Genomic DNA, 21,465 nt, shown 5'->3' on the forward strand with positions numbered 1-21,465 from the left:
GACAGAGAAGCTTGAACGCAATCCCTGCGAGCAATTTCGTTCGCGCTGAAACTCGAGTGTACAATGTCCGATCAAACCATCCTGTCCGCCAGCGGCTTCATCGACTCCATCGGCGTCAACACGCACGCCGGCTTCGGCTGGACCGGCTACAACAATCTCGCGCTCATGGTCGATGACCTCGAGTATCTCGGCGTCAACCATCTCCGCGACGCCATGGGGACCAGCCCGGCCGCGCAACCCGTCGTCGAGGGTCTGGCCGCTGCCGGCTACAAGTTCGACTTCCTGGTGTCGTCCGCCCTGCCCCAGACGGGCACGGCCGGGCTGCAGAACTACATCGCCTCGCTCCAGAAGTTCGCGGCGAGCCACCCGGGCAGCATCAGCGCCATCGAAGGGCTCAACGAGGCCAATCACCAGCCCTTCAGCTACAACGGCAGCTCGAGCCTTACCGCCGCAGCTCAGTTCCAGAGCGCGCTCTATCAGGCCGTCAACGCCAACGCCGCGCTCGGCAGCATCCCCGTCTACAATCTGTCACTGGCCTACAACGATCCGCAGGGCTACAGCCAGCTCGGCAACATGTCGGGCTCGGTCGACTACGCCAACGCCCATGCCTATGTCAGCACCAGCCTCACGACCAGCAGTTCGATTGCGGCGACACTGAGCGCAGTCATGACCGCGGCACCGGGAAAGCCGGTCGTCATTACGGAAACCGGCTACACCACGCAGGCCAACACCCAATATCTCGGCGTCAACGAGACGGTGCAGGCCAAATCGATCCTGAACACCCTGGTCGATGCCTACAAGGCCGGCGTCAGCGCGACTTATCTCTACGAGCTGTTCGACCGCGACTCCTCCGCCGGCAATACCAATCCCGAGGCCAATTTCGGACTGTTCAATTCCGACGGGACGCCGAAGCTCGCCGCCACCGCCATTCACAACCTGACGACCATTCTGGCGGACGACGGCAAGGGCAGCCTGCAGCCGACTGATCCGTTGAACTACACCCTGAGCAACATGCCAGCTACAGGCAACAGCATGGTGCTCGGCAAGAGCAACGGCGCCTACGAGCTCGTCGTGTGGGCGGAGCCGAAGCTCTGGAAGGACGCCAACGACACCGAGATTTCCAATCCGACCGAGACTGTCACGGTGAACCTCGGCGGCGTGCATCATTCGGTGAAGGTGTACGACACGCTGACGGGGACCACGGCGATCGCCAGCTACACCGACGTCAGCACGATCACCATCCCGGTCAGCGATCACCCCCTGATCATCGAGATCGACGCGCCCCCGACCACCACGACTCCGCCGGACACAAGGACCAGTGTCAGCGGCACCGCCGCCGAGATCGTGCCGCAACTGTCCGACCTCAGCGACTCGACAGCGCTGCAGACCATCACGCTGACCGACTCCCACGTCCTGCCGGTCGCCTCGAAGGCGACCATGGACTACATGATCGCCCATTACGGCAGCGCCCTCTCCAAGATCCAGGGCGGCTACTCGTTCTCGGTGACGAACTCGGCTGCGACCTGGAGCAGCACGAAGACCTATAATTCCAGCGGAACGCTTGTGTCGAAGTCGGACACCGGCCTGAATGCGAGCGGACAGCCGACCTCGACCACCGTCGCCTACACCGATGGGTCCAAGGACCTGATCAGCTACACCGGCGGCGTGAAGACGAAATTCGTTCATATCGACACCGACGCAACCAGGACCACCGACACCTACAACACGGCCGGAACCCTTCTGAGCGAAGTCGTCCAGAAGTCCGACGGCTATTACTCCACCACGCTCTACACGAGCGGCGTGAAGACGGCCGCCTACGTCAAGAATGCGGACGGCTCGCAGGACAATTACACCTACGGCATCACGGGCAAGAGCTTCACCACCCAGGTTCAGCATCTCGATGCATCCGGAAAGGTCACCTCGGTGACCCGCAGCCATGCCGACGGATCGCTGGACTCGACGCAAGTCTACAACGCCGACGGCAGCAGCGTGATCACCACCTATAGCGCCACCGGCGTCAAGCTGGTCGAGACCGCCTATCATGCCGACCACAGCAAGGACGTCTGGACCTACAACATCACGGGCCAGAACTACGCGACCGAGCACGACGTCTACAATTCGACCGGCTTCCTCACCAGCCTGACGCGGCTGCACACCGACGGCAGCCTCGCCTTCAAGCTTACTCAGACGACCGACGGCACCAAGACGACCGATTGGTACAATGCGGCAGGCAGCCTCACCAGCGAGGTGATCCAGAAGGCCGACGGCTTCTCCTCGACCACGCTCTACAACAACGGCGTCAAGACCAACGCCTATGTCAAGAATGCCGACGGCAGCCAGGACAATTACGCCTACGGCATCACCGGCCAGAGCTACACCACGCTGATCCAGCACGTCGATCCGTCCGGCAAGGTCACCGCCGTCACCCGAAAGCATGCCGACGGCACGCTCGACTATACCCAGGTGATCAACGGCGACGGCAGCAGCGTCGTCACCAATTACGATGCCGCGGGAACGCGGACCAAGGAAACCGACTATCACGCCGACGGCAGCAAGGACGTTTTCCTCTTCAACATCACCGGGCAGACCTACACGACCGAACACGACATCTACGATGCGACCGGCTTCCTCACCACGCTGATTCGCAAGCACGCCGACGGCAGCATGGCGTTCAAGCTGGTGCAGAGCGCCGATGGGGCCAAGACCACGGACTGGTACGATGCCAGCGGCGTGCTGACCAGCGAGGTCGTCCAGAAGCCGAGCGGTTACAGCTCGACCACGGTGTACACCAATGGCGTCAAGACCGCGGCTTACATCACCAACGCGGACATGAGTCACGACAACTACAGCTACAACATCACCGGGCAGAGCTATACCACGCAGTATCAGCACCTCGATCCATCGGGCCAGACCACCGAGGTGACCCGCTGGCATGCCGACAACTCGCTCGACTATACCCAGGTCGTCAACAGCGACGGCAGCAGCGTGGTCACCAACTACGATGCATCAGGCGTCAAGAAGACGGAAACCGACTACCACGCCGACGGGTCGAAGGACGTCTTCCAGTTCAACGTCGTCGGCCAGAACTACACGAACGAGCACGACAGTTACGATTCGACCGGCTTCCTCACCGATATTGTTCGCACCCACGCGGACAACAGCCTGGCCTTCACGCTGGAGCAGAGCGCCGACGGCACCAAGACCTCCGACTGGTACGATGCCAACGGCGTCATCACCAGCGAGGTGACGACCAAGAGCGATGGTTACAGCTCCACGACCGTCTATGCCGGCGGCGTGAAGAGCGCTGCCTACATCAAGAACGCCGACGGCACATCCGACAACTGGAACTACAACATCACCGGGCAGTCCTATACGACCCAGCATCAGCACCTCGATGCCTCGGGCAAGATGGTCGAGCTCACCCGGACCCACGCCGACGGCACTCTGGACTATACCCAGGTCATCCATGACGACGGCAGCAAGCTGACCGACATCTACAACAGCTCCGGGACCAAGACCCAGGAGATCGCCAACAACGTCGACGGCTCGAAGGACGTCTTCCTGTTCAACTTCAACGGACAGACCGGTACGACGCAGCACGAGAACTACAACTCCGCCAGCGCGCTGCAATTCTTCGATCAGAGCAAGGCCGACGGCACTCACAATGTCACGGCTGTCGCCGGCGGCGTGACGATCCAGGGCGGGGCCGGCAATGACGTGTTCTCGGCCGCGCCAAACTCGACCACGGTCGCCTACGATCATGGCCAGGACCAGATCCTCAACTTCCAGGCCGGGGACGGCACAACTCATGACGTGGTTCAGATCTCGAAGCTCCTGGCTGCGGATTACAGTCATCTGCAGATCACGCAGTCCGGCACGAATGCGCTGATCACATTTTCGGCCAATGATTCGATCCTGCTGAAGAACGTGTATGTCAGCAGCCTGACGAGCCACGATTTCTTGTTCGTCTGAGCACGGCGCACTGACGACAGGACGCATCAACGTTGACACGGGCCGGGACCAGCCAAGGTCCCGGCCCGCTCATTAGGCGCCTGCCTCATCAAGAGGCAGAGTTGGGACGATGAAGTCGTTCCCTTCCCGGGCAAGAGGTCTCGAGGAACTCAAGGCCGATCGATCCGCGATCACGCCACCTCCGCCGCTCCATCCAGCGAACTTGCGTCACAATTCGTCTCTAGAAGCGAGACGAACCGCGCAAGGACTCCGAGGCCCGATGGAAGCAAGTGAAGCAAGACGTTTTGTCGTTCTCGACTTCTACCGCTTCGTCGCCGCGCTCGGGGTCTTCATCTTCCACCTGAAGCTGATCGACACGGGCATCTCGCCGGCCTGGAACGGGTCCTACGGCCTGTTCGTGGACATGTTCTTCATCCTGTCCGGCTTCGTGATCTCCTATTCCTATCCGTCCGATGCACGTGGCGTGGCGGCCTATTCCCGGTTCATGATCCGGCGTATTGCGCGGATCTATCCGCTGCATCTGCTGAGCTTGCTCATCTTCGTGGTGCTCATCGGCGTCGGCCTGGAGCGCACAGCCCGCTCGACCCCGCTGGACTTCCTGTACAACCTTCTGCTGCTCCAGGCGTGGGGCGTCACCGACCATCTCAGCTTCAACTCGCCGTCCTGGTCGATCAGCGCGGAGCTCTTCTGCTATCTGGTCTTTCCGCTGCTGATGCTGCTTGCCCGCAAGGTTCAACCGATCGTGCTCGGCGCGATCGTGGCCGCGCTCTATCTGGTCCTTGCCCACGGCCATTTGCCGCTCTGGCAGGAACGGTCGCAGATGTATGGCGCCAATTTCGACTACGGGATGCTCCGCGCGCTGCCGAGCTTCCTGAACGGTATCCTGCTCGCCATTCTATTCCGGATGTCGCATCCCTACCGGCACAAGCGGATGATCTTCGCCGGCATCGGCACGTTCGGCCTCTCCGTGCTCGTTCTCAACGTCTTCGCCAAGCCCGACCTCGCCATCCTGCTGTTCTCCTGCGCCATCCTGCTCACTGCGGTCGGCGAAAGCGCCTTCAAGGAGTTTCCGGGCGCCCGCCTGCTCGGACGGCTCGGCAACACCTCATATGCGATCTACATGCTGCACGATGCCATTCTCATTGCCGTGTTCAAGCCGCTGTGGATCTGGCTCGGACTGCGTCCTGATCAGTTCGGCCTGTTCGCCCTGGCGTGTTGCGCGGTCCTGACTATCGCCGCGGACCGCACCTACGCCTACTTCGAAAATCCGGCGCGGCGCTTCATCAACCGCTGGGCCGACATTGGTGCCACGTCCTCGGGTGCCACGTCCTCGCGCAAGCCGGCCGCAGCCGACAGCTCCGTGCGCTTTGAAAACACCGAGCGGGCGGTCAACTGACGCCTGCCGGCGACATGAGGGCGTTCAGGCGACCTTGCCGCCGACCTCCTGCACCGTCCGCATCGCGCTCTCGCCCAGTAGCGGTGCGATGTTGGCGCGGGACAGCTCCATGACATCCGGCAGCATCTGACGTACCTTCTCACCGACGGCTTCGTGCGCGCCAAGGAACTGCAGCACGAACTTCTCAAAACTGTCGTCGACCAGGAACTGGACCGGCGACAGCAACAGCGATTCGCTGACGCCAAAGTGAGCAAACAGGCCCTGGAACTTGTCCTGATAGGTAATCGCTGCGACGGGCGTTCCCTGCCCCAGCGCCGCAATCGCCAGATGCATGCGGCCGGTGATCACGCCGTCGACCAGACCGACAACGGCCTTGATCTCGCCCGCCGACAGCGCCTGATCGACATGATGCACGTGATCGCCGAGCGTTGGCTTCAGGCGGTCAGCCAGTGGCCGCAGGCAATTGTCGTCGGCGATCTCGGGGCGGTAGTCGTGAGCGAGCAACAACCAGCTTGCATTGTGCTCGCGAGACAGCCGCTCCATGGCGCCCGCGGCGAGCTCTATCATTTGCCGCAGCTTGGCCGGTTCCGGCTTCTTGAACAACATCGGATGAATGTTGAAGACGAAGACCTTGCGACCCTGCTCGCGCTGTCGTGCGATCGTCGTCGCGATCTGCTTCACTGCGGCCGTATCCGCCCGCGGCGTCAGCATGAACGCCGCATCGGCAACCAGACGGGCGCGTTTCCGCGCGAAATCGTCGAAACGCTGAAGAGATATTGTATCGCGCAGATTCAGGACCACTCCCGGGTCCAGCAGCCGGAACACCTCGCGTAGCGCCTTCGCCGGGCGGGAGTTGAAACTGAAGCCGAGCACGCTGACCTTGGCGCCGAATGCAGCCATCAGGTCGGCCACGAGCAGCATGCGCGCGGCATCCACCGGAGAATAGTAGCCGTCGAGCACGTCGGCCCCCAAAACCAGTCCGAAATCCGGCCTGGTGAGCGACAGCTCCTGCGCGACCGTCTCGTATGAGAACGGCTGACGCCAGAGTTCGAGGGGCTTGAAACCCATCGCGCGCACGTCCGCGCTGGCCGCTGCGGTAGCGGTGACGATGTAGACCTCGAGGTTCGGATAGGTCTTCTTCACCTCCCCAGTGGCCGCTTCGATCATCGCCTCATCGCCGCGCGATTGACGAACGCTCCAGGGATCGGAGGGGAGCACGACGAGCCGGCGTGGAGTGTTGCGCGGCGCGGCGTTGACGCCGACGTCCCTCCGGGCGATCTGCCATCTGCGCAGCTCGAGCAGATCGAGTGCCAACGGCGTATTCTTCGCGCTGTTGAGCCAGCCTCGGAGCTGCCTGCGTACGGGCACCGGGATCAATTGCTTCACGACATTCTCCTCGTCTTCATCAAGCGGTCGCACCGCGCTTCACGACGAAATCAATCAGGGAAAGGAGCTGCTTCCGCCAGAACAGCAGAATGCCTGTCAGATAAGTCGCGCCAAAACAGGACGACAGCAGTCCAATCCGCAAGTACGGGTTCATGCCCGGCGTCGCCTCCCGGCACAGCACGACTGCGCCGTAGGCCAGAGCGATGGCGCAAAGGCAGCCCGCAATGGGACGCAGAAACTGGCTCCAGCTCAAGCCCAGCAGCCGGAGCGCCAGCGCAAACGTGACGGGGGTCACCACGAGCTGCGAGAACGCGAAGATCGTGGCCAGTTGACCAATGTCGCGCGAGGGAAGCAGGAACATTGCCGGCACGACCGTAGAGAATTTGAGAATGTTGAGCAGAAAGACGTAGTTCGGCTTGCCCAGAGCGCCAAAATAGGCGCTGTTGACGAACTGCACCGTCTGGACCGCGCCAATCAGCATCAGCGGCCGCATCACCGCTTCGCTGCCACCCCACTTCGCACCGAACAGCAGCAGGGAGAACTCCGGCGCGATCGCCGCGAGGAGCACGAAGACCGGAGATCCGATCAGTGCACCGAGACTGACGCTGCGCAAATAGGCGCCCGCGATGCGGTCCCGCTCGTGCGCGATTTTGGACAAGGCGCTCAGCGCCACGTCCATGACCGCCTGCGTGAGCAACTGCATCAGGATGATGTAGACCCTCGCGCCGACCGTATAGATGCCGAGCGCCGCCACGCCATAGAGCGACAGGATGATCATGTCGATCGTCCGAACGATGGCGAAGTCCAGCAGCCTGTTCAGCAGGACGTGGATGCTGTAGCCGGAGAGTTCGCGAAAGCTCTTCAGATCGTAGCCGCGCATCGGCAACCATCGCGGTTGGCTCCAGAGCCATAAGCCGCTGATCGCGCTCTGAACCACCACCTGGATCACGAGGCTGAGGGCGCCAAACCCTGCATAGGCACAGGCGATCCCCACGACCCCCGAGACGGCTGTCGCCACCATGGTCCTGACTGCGAGCACCCGAAAATCCATCTGGCGCTTGTAGAGCGCCTCCTGGAACAGGGTCGCGGTGCCGATCGGAAGCGAGAGACTGGCGGCGGTCAGCAGCGGCGCGAGCCCCTTCACGTCGAACCAATGCTCGATATGCGTCGCGAGCAATGCGATCAGAACGGCCAGGAGCACTGAGGCTGCAAACGAGCAGAAGAACGGCAGCGTCACATCGGCGGGCTCGAGCGTCCGCCGCTGGATCAATGCATCACCGAAGCCGAATTCCGCGATGGAGCTCAAAAGCAGTAGGATAAAGGCGACTAGCGCCGCAAGACCGAAATCCGCGGGATCGAGCAGCCGTGCCAGTACCAGGAACAGCACGAACGACAATGCGCGGCCGCCCCAATTCTGCGCGAGCGACCAAAACAGCGCCACCACGACCTGATGTTGCCTGCCTCGAGTGACGTTCATCAACAATTCGACCCAATTCCGATCCAGACGACGCGACAATGATGATGACACGCCACCGCTTGTCGCCGCTCACAACGGCGACTGATTGCTCGCTACAATACGACGGAGTGATGGCAATCAGATGAGCGCCATCACGATTCCGATTTAGAGTGGAAGTGAGTTCAAATCGTGGACTACACTCCAATCGCTCTCTGCGATGTGATGCAAAATGGATGCCTTGATGAATTCGCCGGCCCCGCGTTCTCTCCGTAGCTCCAAACGCTTGCGCGTGGCGATTTACGCCCCGCATTTTGCAGAATATTCCTACCGGCTCGCTTCGGGATTGGCTCACCATTGCGACGTCAGGCTCGTGCTCAACCGCAAGGATGCCAACCAGCAATGGGAACTGGCCGATATCGCCGTCGCGGCTCCCTTCGAGACCAGGGTTCGCGATTTGAGCCTGCGCCGCGGCGGCGTGATCGGCATCCCGGCTTCGTTCCTCGACATAATTTCGTTTCGTCCGGACGTCGTTCATTGTCACGAAGTTCCGGAGATCTATACGTCCAAGCTGATTCAGTTCCTTCGACCACTCGGCATTCCCCTGGTGCTCACGGTTCACGATGCTATCCCGCATTCGGAAGGCGGCTCCGGCACTTCGCCGCGTGAAGACGGCTGGCGCGGACGCATGCGCGCCGCCGCGTCGATCGTCACGACGCATGGCGAGAGCTGTATTGCGGATTTTCGTCGCGCCTCGCCCGACTTCAAGGGCGGAACGATCTCAAGCATGCACGGCGTGCTCATGGTTCCGCCGGCCCGAGGGGCGGTCGCTGCGCCTGAAGCCGCACGCATCCTGTTTTTTGGGCGGATGTGGGCCTACAAAGGCCTCGACGTCTTCATCGACGCGATCGACATGTTGGCCAAGCGCGGTGTGGCGCATGAGGCGATCGTCGCCGGGCGCGGCCCCGAGATGACACGGCTCGGCGCGCGGATGGAAGCGATGCCGACGGTCAAGACCATCAACGCCTACATTTCGCCTGCGGACACCGGACAGTTGTTTCAATCCGCCACCGTGGTCGCCTTGCCGTACAAGGATGCAACACAGAGCGGCGTGCTTGCCTCCGCTTACGGCAATTCTCGTCCCGTCGTTGCCAGCGCCACCGGCGGCATACCCGACGTCGTCACCGACGGCGTTAACGGGCTGCTGGTTCCTCCCGGGAATGCCCCTGCATTGGCCGATGCACTCGAACGCGTGCTGACTTCCAAGCCGCTCGCCGCGACATTGACAGATGGCGCACGGCAGACCGCGGCCGGCATTTTGAACTGGGACCACATCGCCGAACAGCTGCTGGGATCCTATCGCAAGCTCGCCGGCCGTACCGTAACCTGACCGCGACGGGCACGCGGTCGCTCAAACCGATTGCCCGACCTTCAACGGTCGAAAGAACATGCCGCGGATCGCGCCGTCCAGCAGGCGCCTCAGCCTGACCTCGATCAGCTCATAACTGATCGCGCTTGCGACCAATGACATCACCAGCCCGAGCACGATGAAGGCAGCCCACAGCAGCCAGCGATCGACGCCGGCGGCGACCAGCTTCAGGCCGATCACCTGCAACGGGAAGAGCACGAAGGGATGCACGAGATAGAGGCTGTAGCTGATCTTGCCGACATATTGCAGGGCCGGGGCGCTCAGAGCCCTGCCAAGGCCCGACTCCGGGGCAAGCACCATGCCGAACAGCAGGAATCCGGGAAGGAGTCCCACGAACGGGTGAAACAGCACGAGGCTCGCATACAGGGCGGCTCCGCAGGCGAGGCCCGCGAGCAGGCCGACCCGTCCGGGAATGGAGATGCGAAACCCGGTGGCGCTGAACAGCATGCCGATGCAGAAGAACGCCGTGATCGGCCAGTGCATCAGGCAGGCCAGACCCAGCAGGATCAGGGGCGCCGCCAGCAGCTTGCCCCCGCCGCGCCACATGGAGAATGTCAGCGCAAACCAGATGTAGAATGCCCACTCATAGGTCAGTGTCCAGGCATTCTGCTGGGCAATGGGCAAGCCAAGCGCGTCCTGCACGAAGAACAGATTGGCCGCGAAAATCCCGAGATAACTCGTCAGATCGATCCCACGGAAGAACTTGTAGCCGACGATCGGACCTATCGCGAACAGCGCAAGATGCAGGACGACGAACACCGGCATGATGCGCAGGACGCGGTCGAAGAAGAACCGCGGCAGCGAGCCGTGCCGCACCAGGCTCGCCGGGATCAGGAAGCCGCTGATCATGAAGAACAGCTCGACGCCATGCCCGCCGACATTGATCACCGATTGCAGCCAGAGCCAGAGCGGCGGCAGGAAGCCGGGATCCGGGATGTCGTACATGCCTCCCTTCGGCATGTCGTAGAAATGATCCATCAGCACGCTCAGCGCGGCAATCCCCCGAAGCCCCTGGACCGAGGGAACGAACGATCCGTCGTAGGCGGCGCCCGGCTGGTGCAGCGCGTTACTCACTCTGCAGCACCCTGAGTACTGAGGGCGGGCTCGAGAACGACCTTCTTTCGCCGTGCTGATCGGAACCTTTGTCCGAAGGCGATGCTGGGCTTCTCGACGAATGTAAACGTCATCCAGCTGACGAGGATCGACAACGCCAGGATCAGGGTCATGAAGATCGACCATCCGAGCGGCCCATCGCCGAACCAGAAAAGGCGATGGATGAAGACGAGCACGAACGGCGACATCAGGTAGACCGAATAGCTGATCACGCCGACGAATGCCATCGGCCGCCACGCCATTCGCTCACCGAACACGGCAAAGCCGATGAAGACGAGCGCCGCGCAGACATAGGCCGATGCGATCGAATAGCTGTAGAAGAAGTTCTCGTGATATACGCCTCCGAACCGCCGGTCGGCCAGGGTGATGGCGAAGATCGCATAAAGGAGCGTGCAGACCGCCACGTGAGACCATCGCAGCTTTCCGCCGACGACGGTGTCGCGGATGATCTTGCCCAGGAACATCGCCGACAGATTCAGCCCGACCTCCATCACCGAGGAAACCGCCCTGTTCTCCACCAGGAGCGCAGCGGTGGTTCCGACCAGCGCGGCCGCAACGACGATCGTCACCGCCGTGAAGCGTCGGTTCAGCAGCCCCATCGCAAAGAGAATAGTACATCCGACATAGAACAGCAGCTCGATCGCCAGCGTCCAATAGAACACCCAGAGGTTCGGGACGTTCACGAAGGTCTGCAACATCGTCACGTTCGCGGCGATCTGACCGAGCGGATAGATCTTCGAATCCATCAGCTGCATCGTCACGAGCCCGACCACGAGCGAGGTCCAGTAGGCCGGGTAGAGCCGGAAGAAGCGGCTGATCGAAAAATCCCGCACGGGCGTGGCGCTGTCCGGGAAGCTGAACGGAATGACGAAGCCGCTGACGAAGAAGAACAACACCACGCCGAACCGGCCAAAGTTCATGTAGTAGCCGAACAAATCGTGGATGGGCCAGTAATAGGCACCCGTCGGGTGCTTCTCGACGATCACCTCGAACACATGCTGGACCAGGACCGACAACACGGCAATGCCGCGCAGCGTGTCGATGAATGCGAGCCGTTTATGCATTATTCGTTCTCACCTGCTTCCGCTCGCCGCCGGTATGTCCGGGCGGAAGCCTTCCAATGACGGCATCGGCGGCCGCATGACAATCGGCACGGCGTCGCCCGCCCGTGCGGAGGCCGCGCGGCGCGAAAACACGTCGCTGAAGCTCAATGCGATGATCAGGAGGCCGGACGCCGGGCCGTAATTCAACACCGTGATCGTGAACAGGTTGACGACGAAGATCAGCGTCAGCTTGTACACGTCCGTCGCTCCGAATGTCGCCCTGAACACCATCACCATGAACGCGACGAACGGCAGACCGAACATCAGGTAGGTCCCGATGTAGAAATTGTCGACGGGCACCCAGAAGTGCGCGAGCGGCGAGAACAGCTTCTGCGGATAGTTGAAGCAACCCGCGCCGCAGCCCGTCACCAGACCGATCGGCATGAGCTGGTTCATGTAGACGAACGGCAACTGCCAGCTATTGTTGATGCGATCGACGATGCTGAACAGGGTCGAGTGCGGGACGGCGGCGGTGCCGGAAGCGATCACGATCATGAAGAACGGAACGAAGATCGCGGCAAAGGACCATTGCGCGATGCCTCTGATTGCGGGAAATCGCGACTTCTCCGGCAGCATACGCACGAACACGAGCAGGAGCAGATAGAGCACGAGGACGATCATCGTCGTCTTGCTCGTGGTCAGCTTGATGACATAGACCGCGAGCGAGCCGAACAGAAGGCACCACGTCGTGCTCTTGCGAATCGAGGTGATCGCAAACGACACGAGAATGAAGAAGGCGGCCATGGTGTTGTCGGCCGCAAAACCCATGAGCCGCTGGTCGTCGCCGCCATAGGCCCACCACAGCCGGCCCGCCTCTCGAACTGCGCCAAAGGACTCATATTTATACCCGACCCAGGGCATGAGGTAGAACTTCGTCAGCAACACCCCGATGACCGAGAGGTAGAAGGTCACGGCGATGACCGATAGCAGCTTCTTGTACGAGCCGAGACTCGAATCACAGAAGCAGAAGCCGACGAACACCGGCAGCATCATCTTGAAGGACGAGATCGCCGCGTTTGCCGTTCCCATCATGAAATAGCCAAGCACGAGCGACAGCATGATCTGGACCAACACCAACAGGGCCATGGTGCTGCGATTGCGCAGGATGCAATGCACGATGAACTGGATCAGACACGCAAGCGCGACCGCATCGGGCAGATACCAGAGCGCATCCATGTGATAGATGCTGGTATAATAGCGGATCACGCCACCAAAGGCGTCGCGGACCAGATAGACGCCGAGCGCGATCGCCTCGATGCTGAGGCTGATCAGGATCAGCCGCGGCCGTTGCATTGCGAGGATGCTCATGACCGACTCAGTTCGTCAGCCGCGCCGATGGCGCGGGGGATCGCGCGAAATCCCGACGGCTTCCGAGCACATTTCGCATGAACTTGCCGCCGGGAATTTCGATGTAGAGATAAGTGAAGTGCGAGACCGCTAGCACGGCAGCCAGCGAGACGACGAGGTTCAGCGTCGCCGGCAGGCCTGCCCAGACCGAATCCAGGGCGGCGATCCGCCCCGCCCCCACTGCCCGCACGAAATATTCAGCGAGTAGCACCACGAGCGCGTGCACCATGTAGATGGAGTAGGAACGTTTCCCGAGCCAGACCAGCGGCCCGGCCACCAGCATCCGCGGCACCAGCAGCGCATCCGGAAAGGCCATCAAACTGCCGAGGAAGATCGCGAACGTCACCGGCGCGAGGAACGTTGCCGCGGGATTGGTCTCCGCCAGGGACACCAGAGCGATGCTCGCGACCATGGCGGCGAACTGCAGTACGCCCTGCACGGCAGGGCCCGGCTTGGCCGGCAGGCGATCGACGATTCTCACCGTCAGCACGCCCAGAAAGAAGCTCACGAAACAGCGCAGGATGCCGAAGTCGGTCTGAAGCCCGAGGCTCCTCTTGTCCAGCACGAAAATGATGAAGACCAGACTGCCGATCGCAAGCGCCCCGCAGAGGACGTAGAACCAGAGCAGGGAACGCATGCGTTGGGCCAGCAGCACGATCAAGCCGAACACCAGATATGTGTAGAACTCGACGCTGATGCTCCAACTCGGTGCATTCCAGCTGAGATAATCGATGAACCCCATCGAATGCAGCAGCAGGACGTTGAGACCGAAGGAATAGGCATTATTCACTTCGAACGCCGCCGGCGCGGCCACCACAACACCGGCCATGACCAGACCGATCCGCAGGAGGCGAAACAGAAGATTTGCCATCAGCATGACGATGTGCAGCGGATAGACCCGCGCCAGGCGCCGCACCATGAACTCGCGCAGCGAGAAGCGCCCGAAGTCGCTCTCGACGTAGCTGAGCGACATGACGATCCCGCTGAGGACAAAGAACAAGTCGACCAGCAGCCAGGAGCTTCTGAAGAACGAGCAATTGATCCACGCATTGTGCGGGAACGCCGCGAGGAATGTCGGCATCAGCAGGAGATGGTGAATCACCACCGACGTCGCGGCGATCCCCCGAATGCTATCGAGCGGCAGGACATGCGCCTTCTCACGATGAACCATCTCCGTCACATCAACATTCCGTAGCTATTGCACCGCAGCAGTGTGTATCAGGTCTTGCGCGCGTTCAATCTCTGCGATCGCGGACTCGCATTCGACGCATGAGGGTCGACGATAATTTCAAAGCTCGCAGATCATTCGGACATGCGAGCGCCAAGTTCACGCCACTTTTTGCTTGAGATCGAAGTGCGTCGGCGCGCAAATCAATCCGGACGTGATGATTGCGAGTATTTGCGTGCAAAGTGTGCGCTAAATTCGGCGCTGTTGCGATCAAGGCGACCGCAAAGTCATTGATCTATCCCCATGCACCGTGTCCCACATATTGCGCTGATAATTTTTTGCAAGCGGGGAACAATGAGTCGCGTGACGACTTGTGTCGGTTTTGCGACGCATGCTCGCGACACTTCGACATTCAACGCCTCTTATGTTTTCAGTTTGCAACATTCCTAGGCGCCAGCGTGCCGATCTCGCAGGCATTGCATATCTTCATTTTGCAACCGACCGGGAAACAGACAATGCACGTTGTCTCGCCGAGCACACGCACGCAGCTTTTGCGCCGCACAAAAATTGACACAGTTGCCTGCCAAGTTTCGCGTGTTCTCCTATTGCAACAGGGAGCAAGGGACACGGATGGGTTGCGGACTAACACGTCGTCTTGCGAGATCGCGATGGCTACCGATCGTCTTGGCATGTTCTGCCTTGATGGTGTCGAGCATCGATGCTTGCCGCGCCCAGTGCGTCGAATTTACGGATCGTGCCTCGCAGCTCCAACTCGACACGTTCGTAAAATCGCCCTCCTCGCTTCTGGAGCAGCTGCGCAATGACAAGGAGAAGCTGAGATATCGGCTCGCCACCTTTATCGCCACGAACCCGTCAGTGTTGCCGTCCGTGCAGACCCTCATCTCGGCGTCGACTTCAACCGACCGTTCAGCCATTGGCGCCGCGTTGAGGATCGCCGAAGGGCGGTGCACGTCGACGAAGCCAGACGCTGCGCGCAAGATCAGGGATTTCACGCAGCGGATCGGCGATCTCAACGTGCAAGCAGGTTATTCCGCCGCCGGAGAGGACGCCTCCGGCGCCCAGGCCCAATCGCAAGACAAGGGCCGTGCGCAACCGCCCCGAGGCGGGGCGCTGCTCGACGGCGAGTGGAAGACCAAGCTGGCCAACCCGTTCAAGCCCGTCCCCCTTCCGAATTGATCAGCGATCGTCAAAAGGCAGCGAATTAGCAAATGTATCAGCCTAGAGAACATTTCCCGTCGGGCCACAGATTCGGCATCGAATTCGGCGGAGCGGTCCTCAGCTTCGAACGCGTGGCCGACGTCCTGCGCCGGCAGTGGCCGATCATCGCGGTGTGCACCGGCGCTTCGCTGGCGCTGGTGTTCGTCTATCTGATCATGGCGCAACCCATGTACACGGCGAATGCCCGCATCATGATGGATACCCGTCAGGCGCAGGTGCTGGATAAGGACAGCAACGCCAACAGCGCCCTCATCGATACCGGATACGTCGACAGCCAGGTTGAGGTCATCAACTCGGACGACCTGATCCTCTCGGTGGTCCGTCGCCTGAAGCTGACGGACGATCCGGAGTTCAATGGCTCCAATCCGGGCCTGCTCTCCATCGTCCTCGGCAAGTTCATGGCGCTGTTCGGCTCCGGAGAACCGGCGTCGCAGGAGCGGCTCGAGCACGCCGTGGTCGAGCAGGTTCAGAAGAATCTGAGGACGGAACGCGTCCTGACGACCTATGTCTTGTCGCTAAACTATCGCTCGCGAAGCCCTGACAAGGCCGCCAAGATCGTCAACGCCGTCGCCAGCGCCTACCTTGTCGGCGCCCTGGAAGCCAAATATCAGTCCACCAAGCGGGCGACCGAATGGCTTCAGCAGCGCAGCATCGAGCTGAGCGAGCAGGCAACGGCCAGCGACCGCGCCGTGCAGACCTTCAAGGCCGAAAACAACATCGTCGGAACCAGCCGCGGCCTGATGTCCGAACAGCAATTGTCGGACCTCAACACCCAGCTGGTTCAAGCGCGGGCGTCGACGGCCGAAGCCAAGGCCCGGCTCGACCGGATCACCGCGATTTCGGACCAGGACGTCGCACAATCGACGGTGACCGATGCTCTCAACAACTCGGTCATCACCCGCCTGCGCGCGCAATATCTGGACCTCCAGGCCCAGTATGCCGATTGGTCGAGGCGCTATGGCAAGCAACATCTTGCTGCGGTCAATCTGGCCAACAAGATGGAGGAACTGCGCAAGAACATCGCCGACGAGCTGCATCGGATCGGCGACGCCTATCGCAGCGACTATGAGATCGCAAAGAGCCGAGAAGCCTCGCTCGAGAAGAACGTAAAGGAACTCGTCGCCCAAGCCGGCGATACCGGCCAGGCTGCAGTCAAGTTGCGCGATCTCGAAAGCGCTGCCGACACCTACCGCAACCTCTACAACAACTTCCTCGAGAAGCTGCAGAGCGCGACGCAGAACCAGAGCTTTCCGCTCAGCGAGGCGCGCCTCATCAGCACCGCCACCAAGCCGGATCGCAAGAGCTCGCCGCGCACGGTCCTGGCCCTGGTGGGGGGCCTGGTTGGCGGCCTGTGCCTCGGCTTCGGCGCCGCCTTTGCCCGTGAACTGCTCAGCGACGTGTTGCGGACCCCTGGCGAGGTCGAGGACGAGCTCGGCGTGAAGTGCCTCGGAGTCCTGCCGGACATTCGTCCGCCGACGAAGACCGGCGCGTTGCTATCGACGTCCGCGAAGACCGGTCCACCCGATCTGTCCCGCTACGTCGTCGATCATCCATTCTCGCGATTTGCCGAGACGTTGCGCAACATCAAGGTATCGATCGACGTTGCGCGCCTGACCCGCGAGATCAAGGTGATTGGCATCGTCTCGTCTCTTCCCAAGGAAGGAAAGACGACGGTGGCGGCCAACTTCGCCCAGTTGATCGCCCTCACCGGGCATCGCACGGTCCTGATCGACGGCGATCTGCACACGCGCTCGCTCACGCGAGAGCTCGCGCCGAACGCCAAGAGCGGACTGGTAGAGGCGCTCAGCGATCCGGCCAGCCTCGGCTACCATGTGCAGCGAAGCAAGGAAACGGGCCTGGATTTCCTGCCGTCCGTCGTGGCCTCCCGCATGGTCAATTCGGCAGACGTCATTGGATCGAAGGCGATGGCCGATCTGCTCAAGGTGCTGAAAGAGCACTACGAGTATATCGTGATCGATCTTGCCCCGGTGATGCCGGTGGCGGATTCAAAGGCCGTCAGCTTCCTGATCGATGCCATGGTCTATGTGATCGAGTGGGGGCAGACGACACGAAGCGCTCTTCAGGAGTCGGTTTCCGGGTCGGAAGTCCTGCAGAAGAAATTGCTCGGCGCCGTGCTCAACCGCGCCAACCCGAAGATGCTCAAGCGCATCGAGGCGTACAAGGGCAAGCATCACAACAGCTACTACGTCGAGCATGCCTAAAGCATGATCCGGAAAAGTGCGCGGCGGTTTTCCGAAAAGATCATGCTTAAACAACAACCTAAAGCGCGATGACGATTCATCCTAATCGCATCGCGCTTTAGGCGGAGGCGCGGCAGGCCGCGCCCAGCCGAATTGTAAAGACGTCGGGCCCGCTGCCATTTGGCAGCGGGCCAATTTTTTGCGTTCTTCGGAACTATCGCCTGAAGAGGAGCGAGTACGCCTTCGCACACGAACGGAGGATTGCGCCGAGCCCACCTCGGACTGCTGAGGCCTCCGTATTCGTCCGGAATCCACAACTTGCAGTTATTGCTCTAGCCAAAAGCAAGGATTGACGAAGGCTGCGATGGCTAGGACAGTGCGCCAATTGGCAACCATTCATCGGCAAGACGAGACAATCCGGTCCTCGATGCTTCAAAATGCTGAAACTTTGGGCATCTTTCTTTCTGGGTTCCCTGAGGCTAACCTCGGCTGATATTTGTCGTTCATTTCCGGCGGGCTCGGAATGCTGATCGTCCTGACGATTTTGACTATTTGGGTTCTGCTCAACATCCTGTTCGTGTTGATCGTGGTTCCCCCACGCAAGCCGCGTCGGCAGCCGATGGCGACGACGCTCTCACCCGCGCCCATCGACCCGAGTCAAAGGGAAATCGAGCAGGACGAACCCTTCTCGATCCGCCATGTCATCGTTTCCGTTGCGATGGGGGCTTTCTTCGTGCTGGTGCCGCCGTTGCTTGCCTTGCGCGACGCGATCATGCGGCTCTTCAGCAGGTCGTCGAGAGACGGAACCTGATCCCCCGAGGATCCGGTTCCGGACAGTGAAGAAATTGAACGACTAGTATGCTTCCTGGAACATCACTGCGGACGCCGTCCGGGCCATAATCTTCAGGTCGAGCCAGATACTCCAGTTGCTGACGTACCAGACGTCATATTCGACCCGCTTCTCCATCAGATCGATCGTCGGCGTTTCCCCCCTGAACCCGTTCACCTGGGCCCAGCCGGTCAGGCCCGGCTTCATGTGATGGCGGTAGACGTACTTGCTGATGATCTCGTCATAGTAATTGTCATGGGCCAGCGCGTGCGGACGCGGTCCAACCAGCGACATGTCCCCGCGCAGCACGTTCCAGAGCTGCGGCAGTTCGTCGATGCTCGTCATACGAAGGAAGCGCCCGATCTTGGTGACCCGAGCATCCCTCTTGGTCGCCTGGGCAATCGTCTCGCCGTTCTCGCAGACGGTCATGCTCCGGAACTTCCAGATCTCGAACGGCCTGCCATTGAAGCCGCGGCGCGACTGGCGGAATATGACGGCTCCCGGGGAATCCAGCTTGATCAGCACGGCAACGGTGAGCAGCAGCGGCGTCAAGATTACGAGAGCGAACAGGGCCACGCCGACGTCGAGACAGCGCTTTTGCAACCGCTCGAGAATGGTGAGAGGCGGCCGCTGGATTTCGACCGCTACGGTTCCGCTGACCGGCAGGAAGGGACGAGCCACCAGATCGGCGACCGGATCGTCCGGCAAAAGGCGTATCGGTTGGGGGACGGCGCGCAGATATGGCCCGAGCTTGCGGAGCATCGGCAATTCGTCCCAGTCGATCGCAAGCAGGTATTCATCGACGTCGGCCGAGCGCGACTGACGGATCACGTCGCGAATCTGCCGCTCCCAATGACCGTCATCCCGCTCGTCGCCGAGCACGAAATGGCGCATGACGTCGAAGCCATTCCTCCGCAGGTCCTTGAAGCGGCTGGAGGTGAAGTCGAGCGGCTTGAGGCTGAGCAGGATCACCTTGCGATCGACCAGCCGGCTTCGCGCAAAGCTCGTGCCGAACACCGCCTGCCAGACGAAGCGGAGGCTGACCAAACCAAGTCCGCCGATCACGGCAAACACGATGACAGTGCCGCGAGACAGATTGTCGGTCGATTTCAGCAGGAACGCCGCAACAGCAAGGATCGTCAGCGACGTCAGCCAGATCAACACCGCCTTTCGAAGCTGCCAGACGATGTTGAGCAGCCGGTGCGTGGCATAGACGTCCCGGAAATAGGCGACTGCGACGAACACCACGCCGACAAACAACCCCGCTCCCACCGAAGCGCCGTCGGTGGGCGAAGCGACCGCGGCGCCGTACAGCGAAGCCCCGGCGGCATAGCTCAACAAGATCAGCAGAAAGTCAGCCGCCATGACGACGATTTGAAATGGCCTCTGAAGAGCGCCACCTCGCGTCGACGACAGCGCGTGAGCGTTTTCAGAACCATAAGTTGCAACAGCCATTCGAACCTCTGCCTATCGAGAGTGTGCCTGACGCTCATCGTGATGCTGAAGACTCGTCACTGCCCCGCACGGAAAGTGTTGAGTGATCGCAGCGACATTGTGGCGTTGCACGCAAAACTTTTGCGGCGCACGGATCATGCGTCGTGTTGAAATGCGCAGCGAAATTCGACGCGCTGAAAATGTCGTCACAGTGATGACATACGAGCGAACGCGTTGCCCTATTTTGAATCAAGTTCCACGTCCATCGCGATGCTTGGCCATCGCGCGAGCACCTCTTCGCTCATCTTTCGGGCGATGCAATCCTTCGACGAAGCACAATGAGTCATTTGCGAGAATTTCGATGATTTTCTATCTGGGCGTGCGATGCGAAATTGCGCCCAGGCATGCATCTTTGCTGCACTCTCGCCTTCAGCGATGCAATTCCGGCGGGCCGCGCCATTCGCGCTGCCGATCGCCGAACAAGGTCGGCAAAAAATGCCGCCCTTCTTTTGGCGTGATCGAGCCGGAGAACAAGGACGCTCCCTCACCGAATTCACCTCGTTCGTGTTAGATGGAAGCTCTCCGGTGCCGGCGACTTGGGGAAATTTTTTCGACCACCCGATCGATTGAGCGCCATGATATCTCTCGCCCGACCACGCCCGCCTATTCCCAAACCGCAGTTGCCGGAGGGAGTCCGCATCTATGCCATCTCGGACATTCATGGATGCGCGCATCTGCTCCAGCCGATGTTGCGGGTGATCGACGCCGACGTCGCCTGCAGCCGACCGCGCTACGCGGTCGAGGTCTTCATGGGCGATTACATCGATCGCGGCCCGGATACGCGCTCCACCCTCGACGTCCTGATCGAACGGAGCCGCCGGGGCAACGCGGTCTTCCTCAAAGGGAATCACGAGGCATTTCTGGTGAGGGTGTTCGAAGACCCTTCACTGTTCGAGGATTGGATTGCCGTCGGCGGGACCCAGACGCTGATGTCCTACGGGCTCGCGCCGCCGGACCTGAAGCGCGACGAGCCGGCATCGATCATGCGCGATCTGATTCGGGCGATGCCCACCGAGCATCTGGAATTCCTCGACAATCTGCGGCTGAGCTTCAGTTGCGGGGACTTCTTCTTCGTTCACGCCGGCGTTCGCCCGGGCGTTCCGCTGGCCGACCAGACGGAGCGCGATCTGCTCTGGATTCGCGAAGAGTTCCTGCGCAGCGAGGAGCAATTCGGCAAGTATATCGTGCATGGCCATACGCCGGTCCGTAGTGCCGAATTCATGGCGAACCGCGTCAACATCGACACCGGTGCCTATGCGACCGGCAACCTCACCCTGATGAGCATCCAGGGCAGCCGCATGCTCGCGGTATGACGCGGAGCCTTGGTTCGCGACG

At 60.9% G+C, this 21,465-nt stretch carries 14 protein-coding genes; 7 read left to right on the plus strand and 7 right to left on the minus strand.

Going from position 1 to position 21,465, the window contains the following annotated elements; genetic code table 11:
- Positions 1 to 63: 63 nt before the first annotated feature.
- Positions 64 to 3,972 (plus strand): RHS repeat domain-containing protein, encoded by a 3,909-nt coding sequence (locus tag GA0061098_RS09970; protein ID WP_091956166.1) that lies wholly within the window; start codon positions 64 to 66, stop codon positions 3,970 to 3,972.
- Between the two features lie 259 nt (positions 3,973 to 4,231).
- Positions 4,232 to 5,368 carry an acyltransferase family protein gene (locus tag GA0061098_RS09975; protein ID WP_091956167.1) on the plus strand — a complete coding sequence of 379 codons (1,137 nt, stop codon included), beginning with the start codon at positions 4,232 to 4,234 and terminating at the stop codon, positions 5,366 to 5,368.
- 24 nt (positions 5,369 to 5,392) lie between these two features.
- On the opposite strand, the gene GA0061098_RS09980 is transcribed toward GA0061098_RS09975, so the two are convergent.
- On the minus strand, positions 5,393 to 6,754 hold the full coding sequence (locus GA0061098_RS09980; RefSeq protein ID WP_245323200.1) for a polysaccharide pyruvyl transferase family protein: 1,362 nt from the start codon (positions 6,752 to 6,754) through the stop codon (positions 5,393 to 5,395).
- A gap of 19 nt (positions 6,755 to 6,773) precedes the next feature.
- Positions 6,774 to 8,231 (minus strand): lipopolysaccharide biosynthesis protein, encoded by a 1,458-nt coding sequence (locus tag GA0061098_RS09985; RefSeq protein ID WP_091956169.1) that lies wholly within the window; start codon positions 8,229 to 8,231, stop codon positions 6,774 to 6,776.
- Positions 8,232 to 8,499: 268 nt separating this feature from the next.
- Here GA0061098_RS09985 and GA0061098_RS09990 point away from each other — a divergent pair, with 268 nt between their 5' ends.
- Positions 8,500 to 9,597: a glycosyltransferase family 4 protein gene (locus GA0061098_RS09990; protein ID WP_245323201.1), complete on the plus strand. Its 1,098-nt coding sequence runs from the start codon at positions 8,500 to 8,502 to the stop codon at positions 9,595 to 9,597.
- Positions 9,598 to 9,618: 21 nt separating this feature from the next.
- Here GA0061098_RS09990 and GA0061098_RS09995 read toward each other — a convergent pair whose 3' ends face one another.
- The 4 genes from GA0061098_RS09995 to GA0061098_RS10010 are packed head-to-tail and all read right to left on the minus strand — an operon-like array spanning position 9,619 to position 14,370.
- On the minus strand, positions 9,619 to 10,710 hold the full coding sequence (locus tag GA0061098_RS09995; protein ID WP_091956171.1) for an acyltransferase family protein: 1,092 nt from the start codon (positions 10,708 to 10,710) through the stop codon (positions 9,619 to 9,621).
- Positions 10,707 to 11,813, minus strand: a complete 1,107-nt coding sequence (locus tag GA0061098_RS10000; protein WP_091956172.1) for an acyltransferase family protein — start codon at positions 11,811 to 11,813, stop codon at positions 10,707 to 10,709. The genes GA0061098_RS09995 and GA0061098_RS10000 overlap by 4 nt, the downstream gene beginning before the upstream one ends.
- Positions 11,814 to 11,822: 9 nt before the next feature.
- Positions 11,823 to 13,160: a hypothetical protein gene (locus GA0061098_RS10005; RefSeq protein WP_091956173.1), complete on the minus strand. Its 1,338-nt coding sequence runs from the start codon at positions 13,158 to 13,160 to the stop codon at positions 11,823 to 11,825.
- 7 nt (positions 13,161 to 13,167) lie between these two features.
- Complete coding sequence (locus tag GA0061098_RS10010) at positions 13,168 to 14,370, minus strand: acyltransferase family protein (RefSeq protein WP_091956174.1); 1,203 nt, start codon at positions 14,368 to 14,370, stop codon at positions 13,168 to 13,170.
- Positions 14,371 to 15,069: 699 nt separating this feature from the next.
- Between GA0061098_RS10010 and GA0061098_RS10015 the strand changes: the two genes are divergently transcribed.
- The 3 genes from GA0061098_RS10015 (at position 15,070) to GA0061098_RS10025 (ending at position 18,618) form a co-directional block, all read left to right on the plus strand.
- A complete protein-coding gene (locus GA0061098_RS10015; protein WP_018323195.1) occupies positions 15,070 to 15,564 on the plus strand; it encodes a hypothetical protein in 495 nt (164 codons plus the stop codon).
- 32 nt (positions 15,565 to 15,596) lie between these two features.
- On the plus strand, positions 15,597 to 17,828 hold the full coding sequence (locus GA0061098_RS10020) for a Wzz/FepE/Etk N-terminal domain-containing protein (protein WP_091956175.1): 2,232 nt from the start codon (positions 15,597 to 15,599) through the stop codon (positions 17,826 to 17,828).
- 502 nt (positions 17,829 to 18,330) lie between these two features.
- Entirely contained in the window at positions 18,331 to 18,618 is a 288-nt protein-coding gene (locus GA0061098_RS10025; protein ID WP_091956176.1) for a hypothetical protein, read from the plus strand.
- Positions 18,619 to 18,660: 42 nt separating this feature from the next.
- On the opposite strand, the gene GA0061098_RS10030 is transcribed toward GA0061098_RS10025, so the two are convergent.
- Complete coding sequence (locus GA0061098_RS10030) at positions 18,661 to 20,091, minus strand: undecaprenyl-phosphate glucose phosphotransferase (RefSeq protein WP_091956177.1); 1,431 nt, start codon at positions 20,089 to 20,091, stop codon at positions 18,661 to 18,663.
- 614 nt (positions 20,092 to 20,705) lie between these two features.
- On the opposite strand from GA0061098_RS10030, the gene GA0061098_RS10035 reads away from it, so the two are divergent.
- On the plus strand, positions 20,706 to 21,443 hold the full coding sequence (locus GA0061098_RS10035; RefSeq protein WP_091956178.1) for a metallophosphoesterase family protein: 738 nt from the start codon (positions 20,706 to 20,708) through the stop codon (positions 21,441 to 21,443).
- Positions 21,444 to 21,465 lie beyond the last annotated feature (22 nt).

The sequence above is a fragment of the Bradyrhizobium shewense genome (genome assembly GCF_900094605.1).
Classification (GTDB): Bacteria; Pseudomonadota; Alphaproteobacteria; order Rhizobiales; family Xanthobacteraceae; genus Bradyrhizobium; species Bradyrhizobium shewense.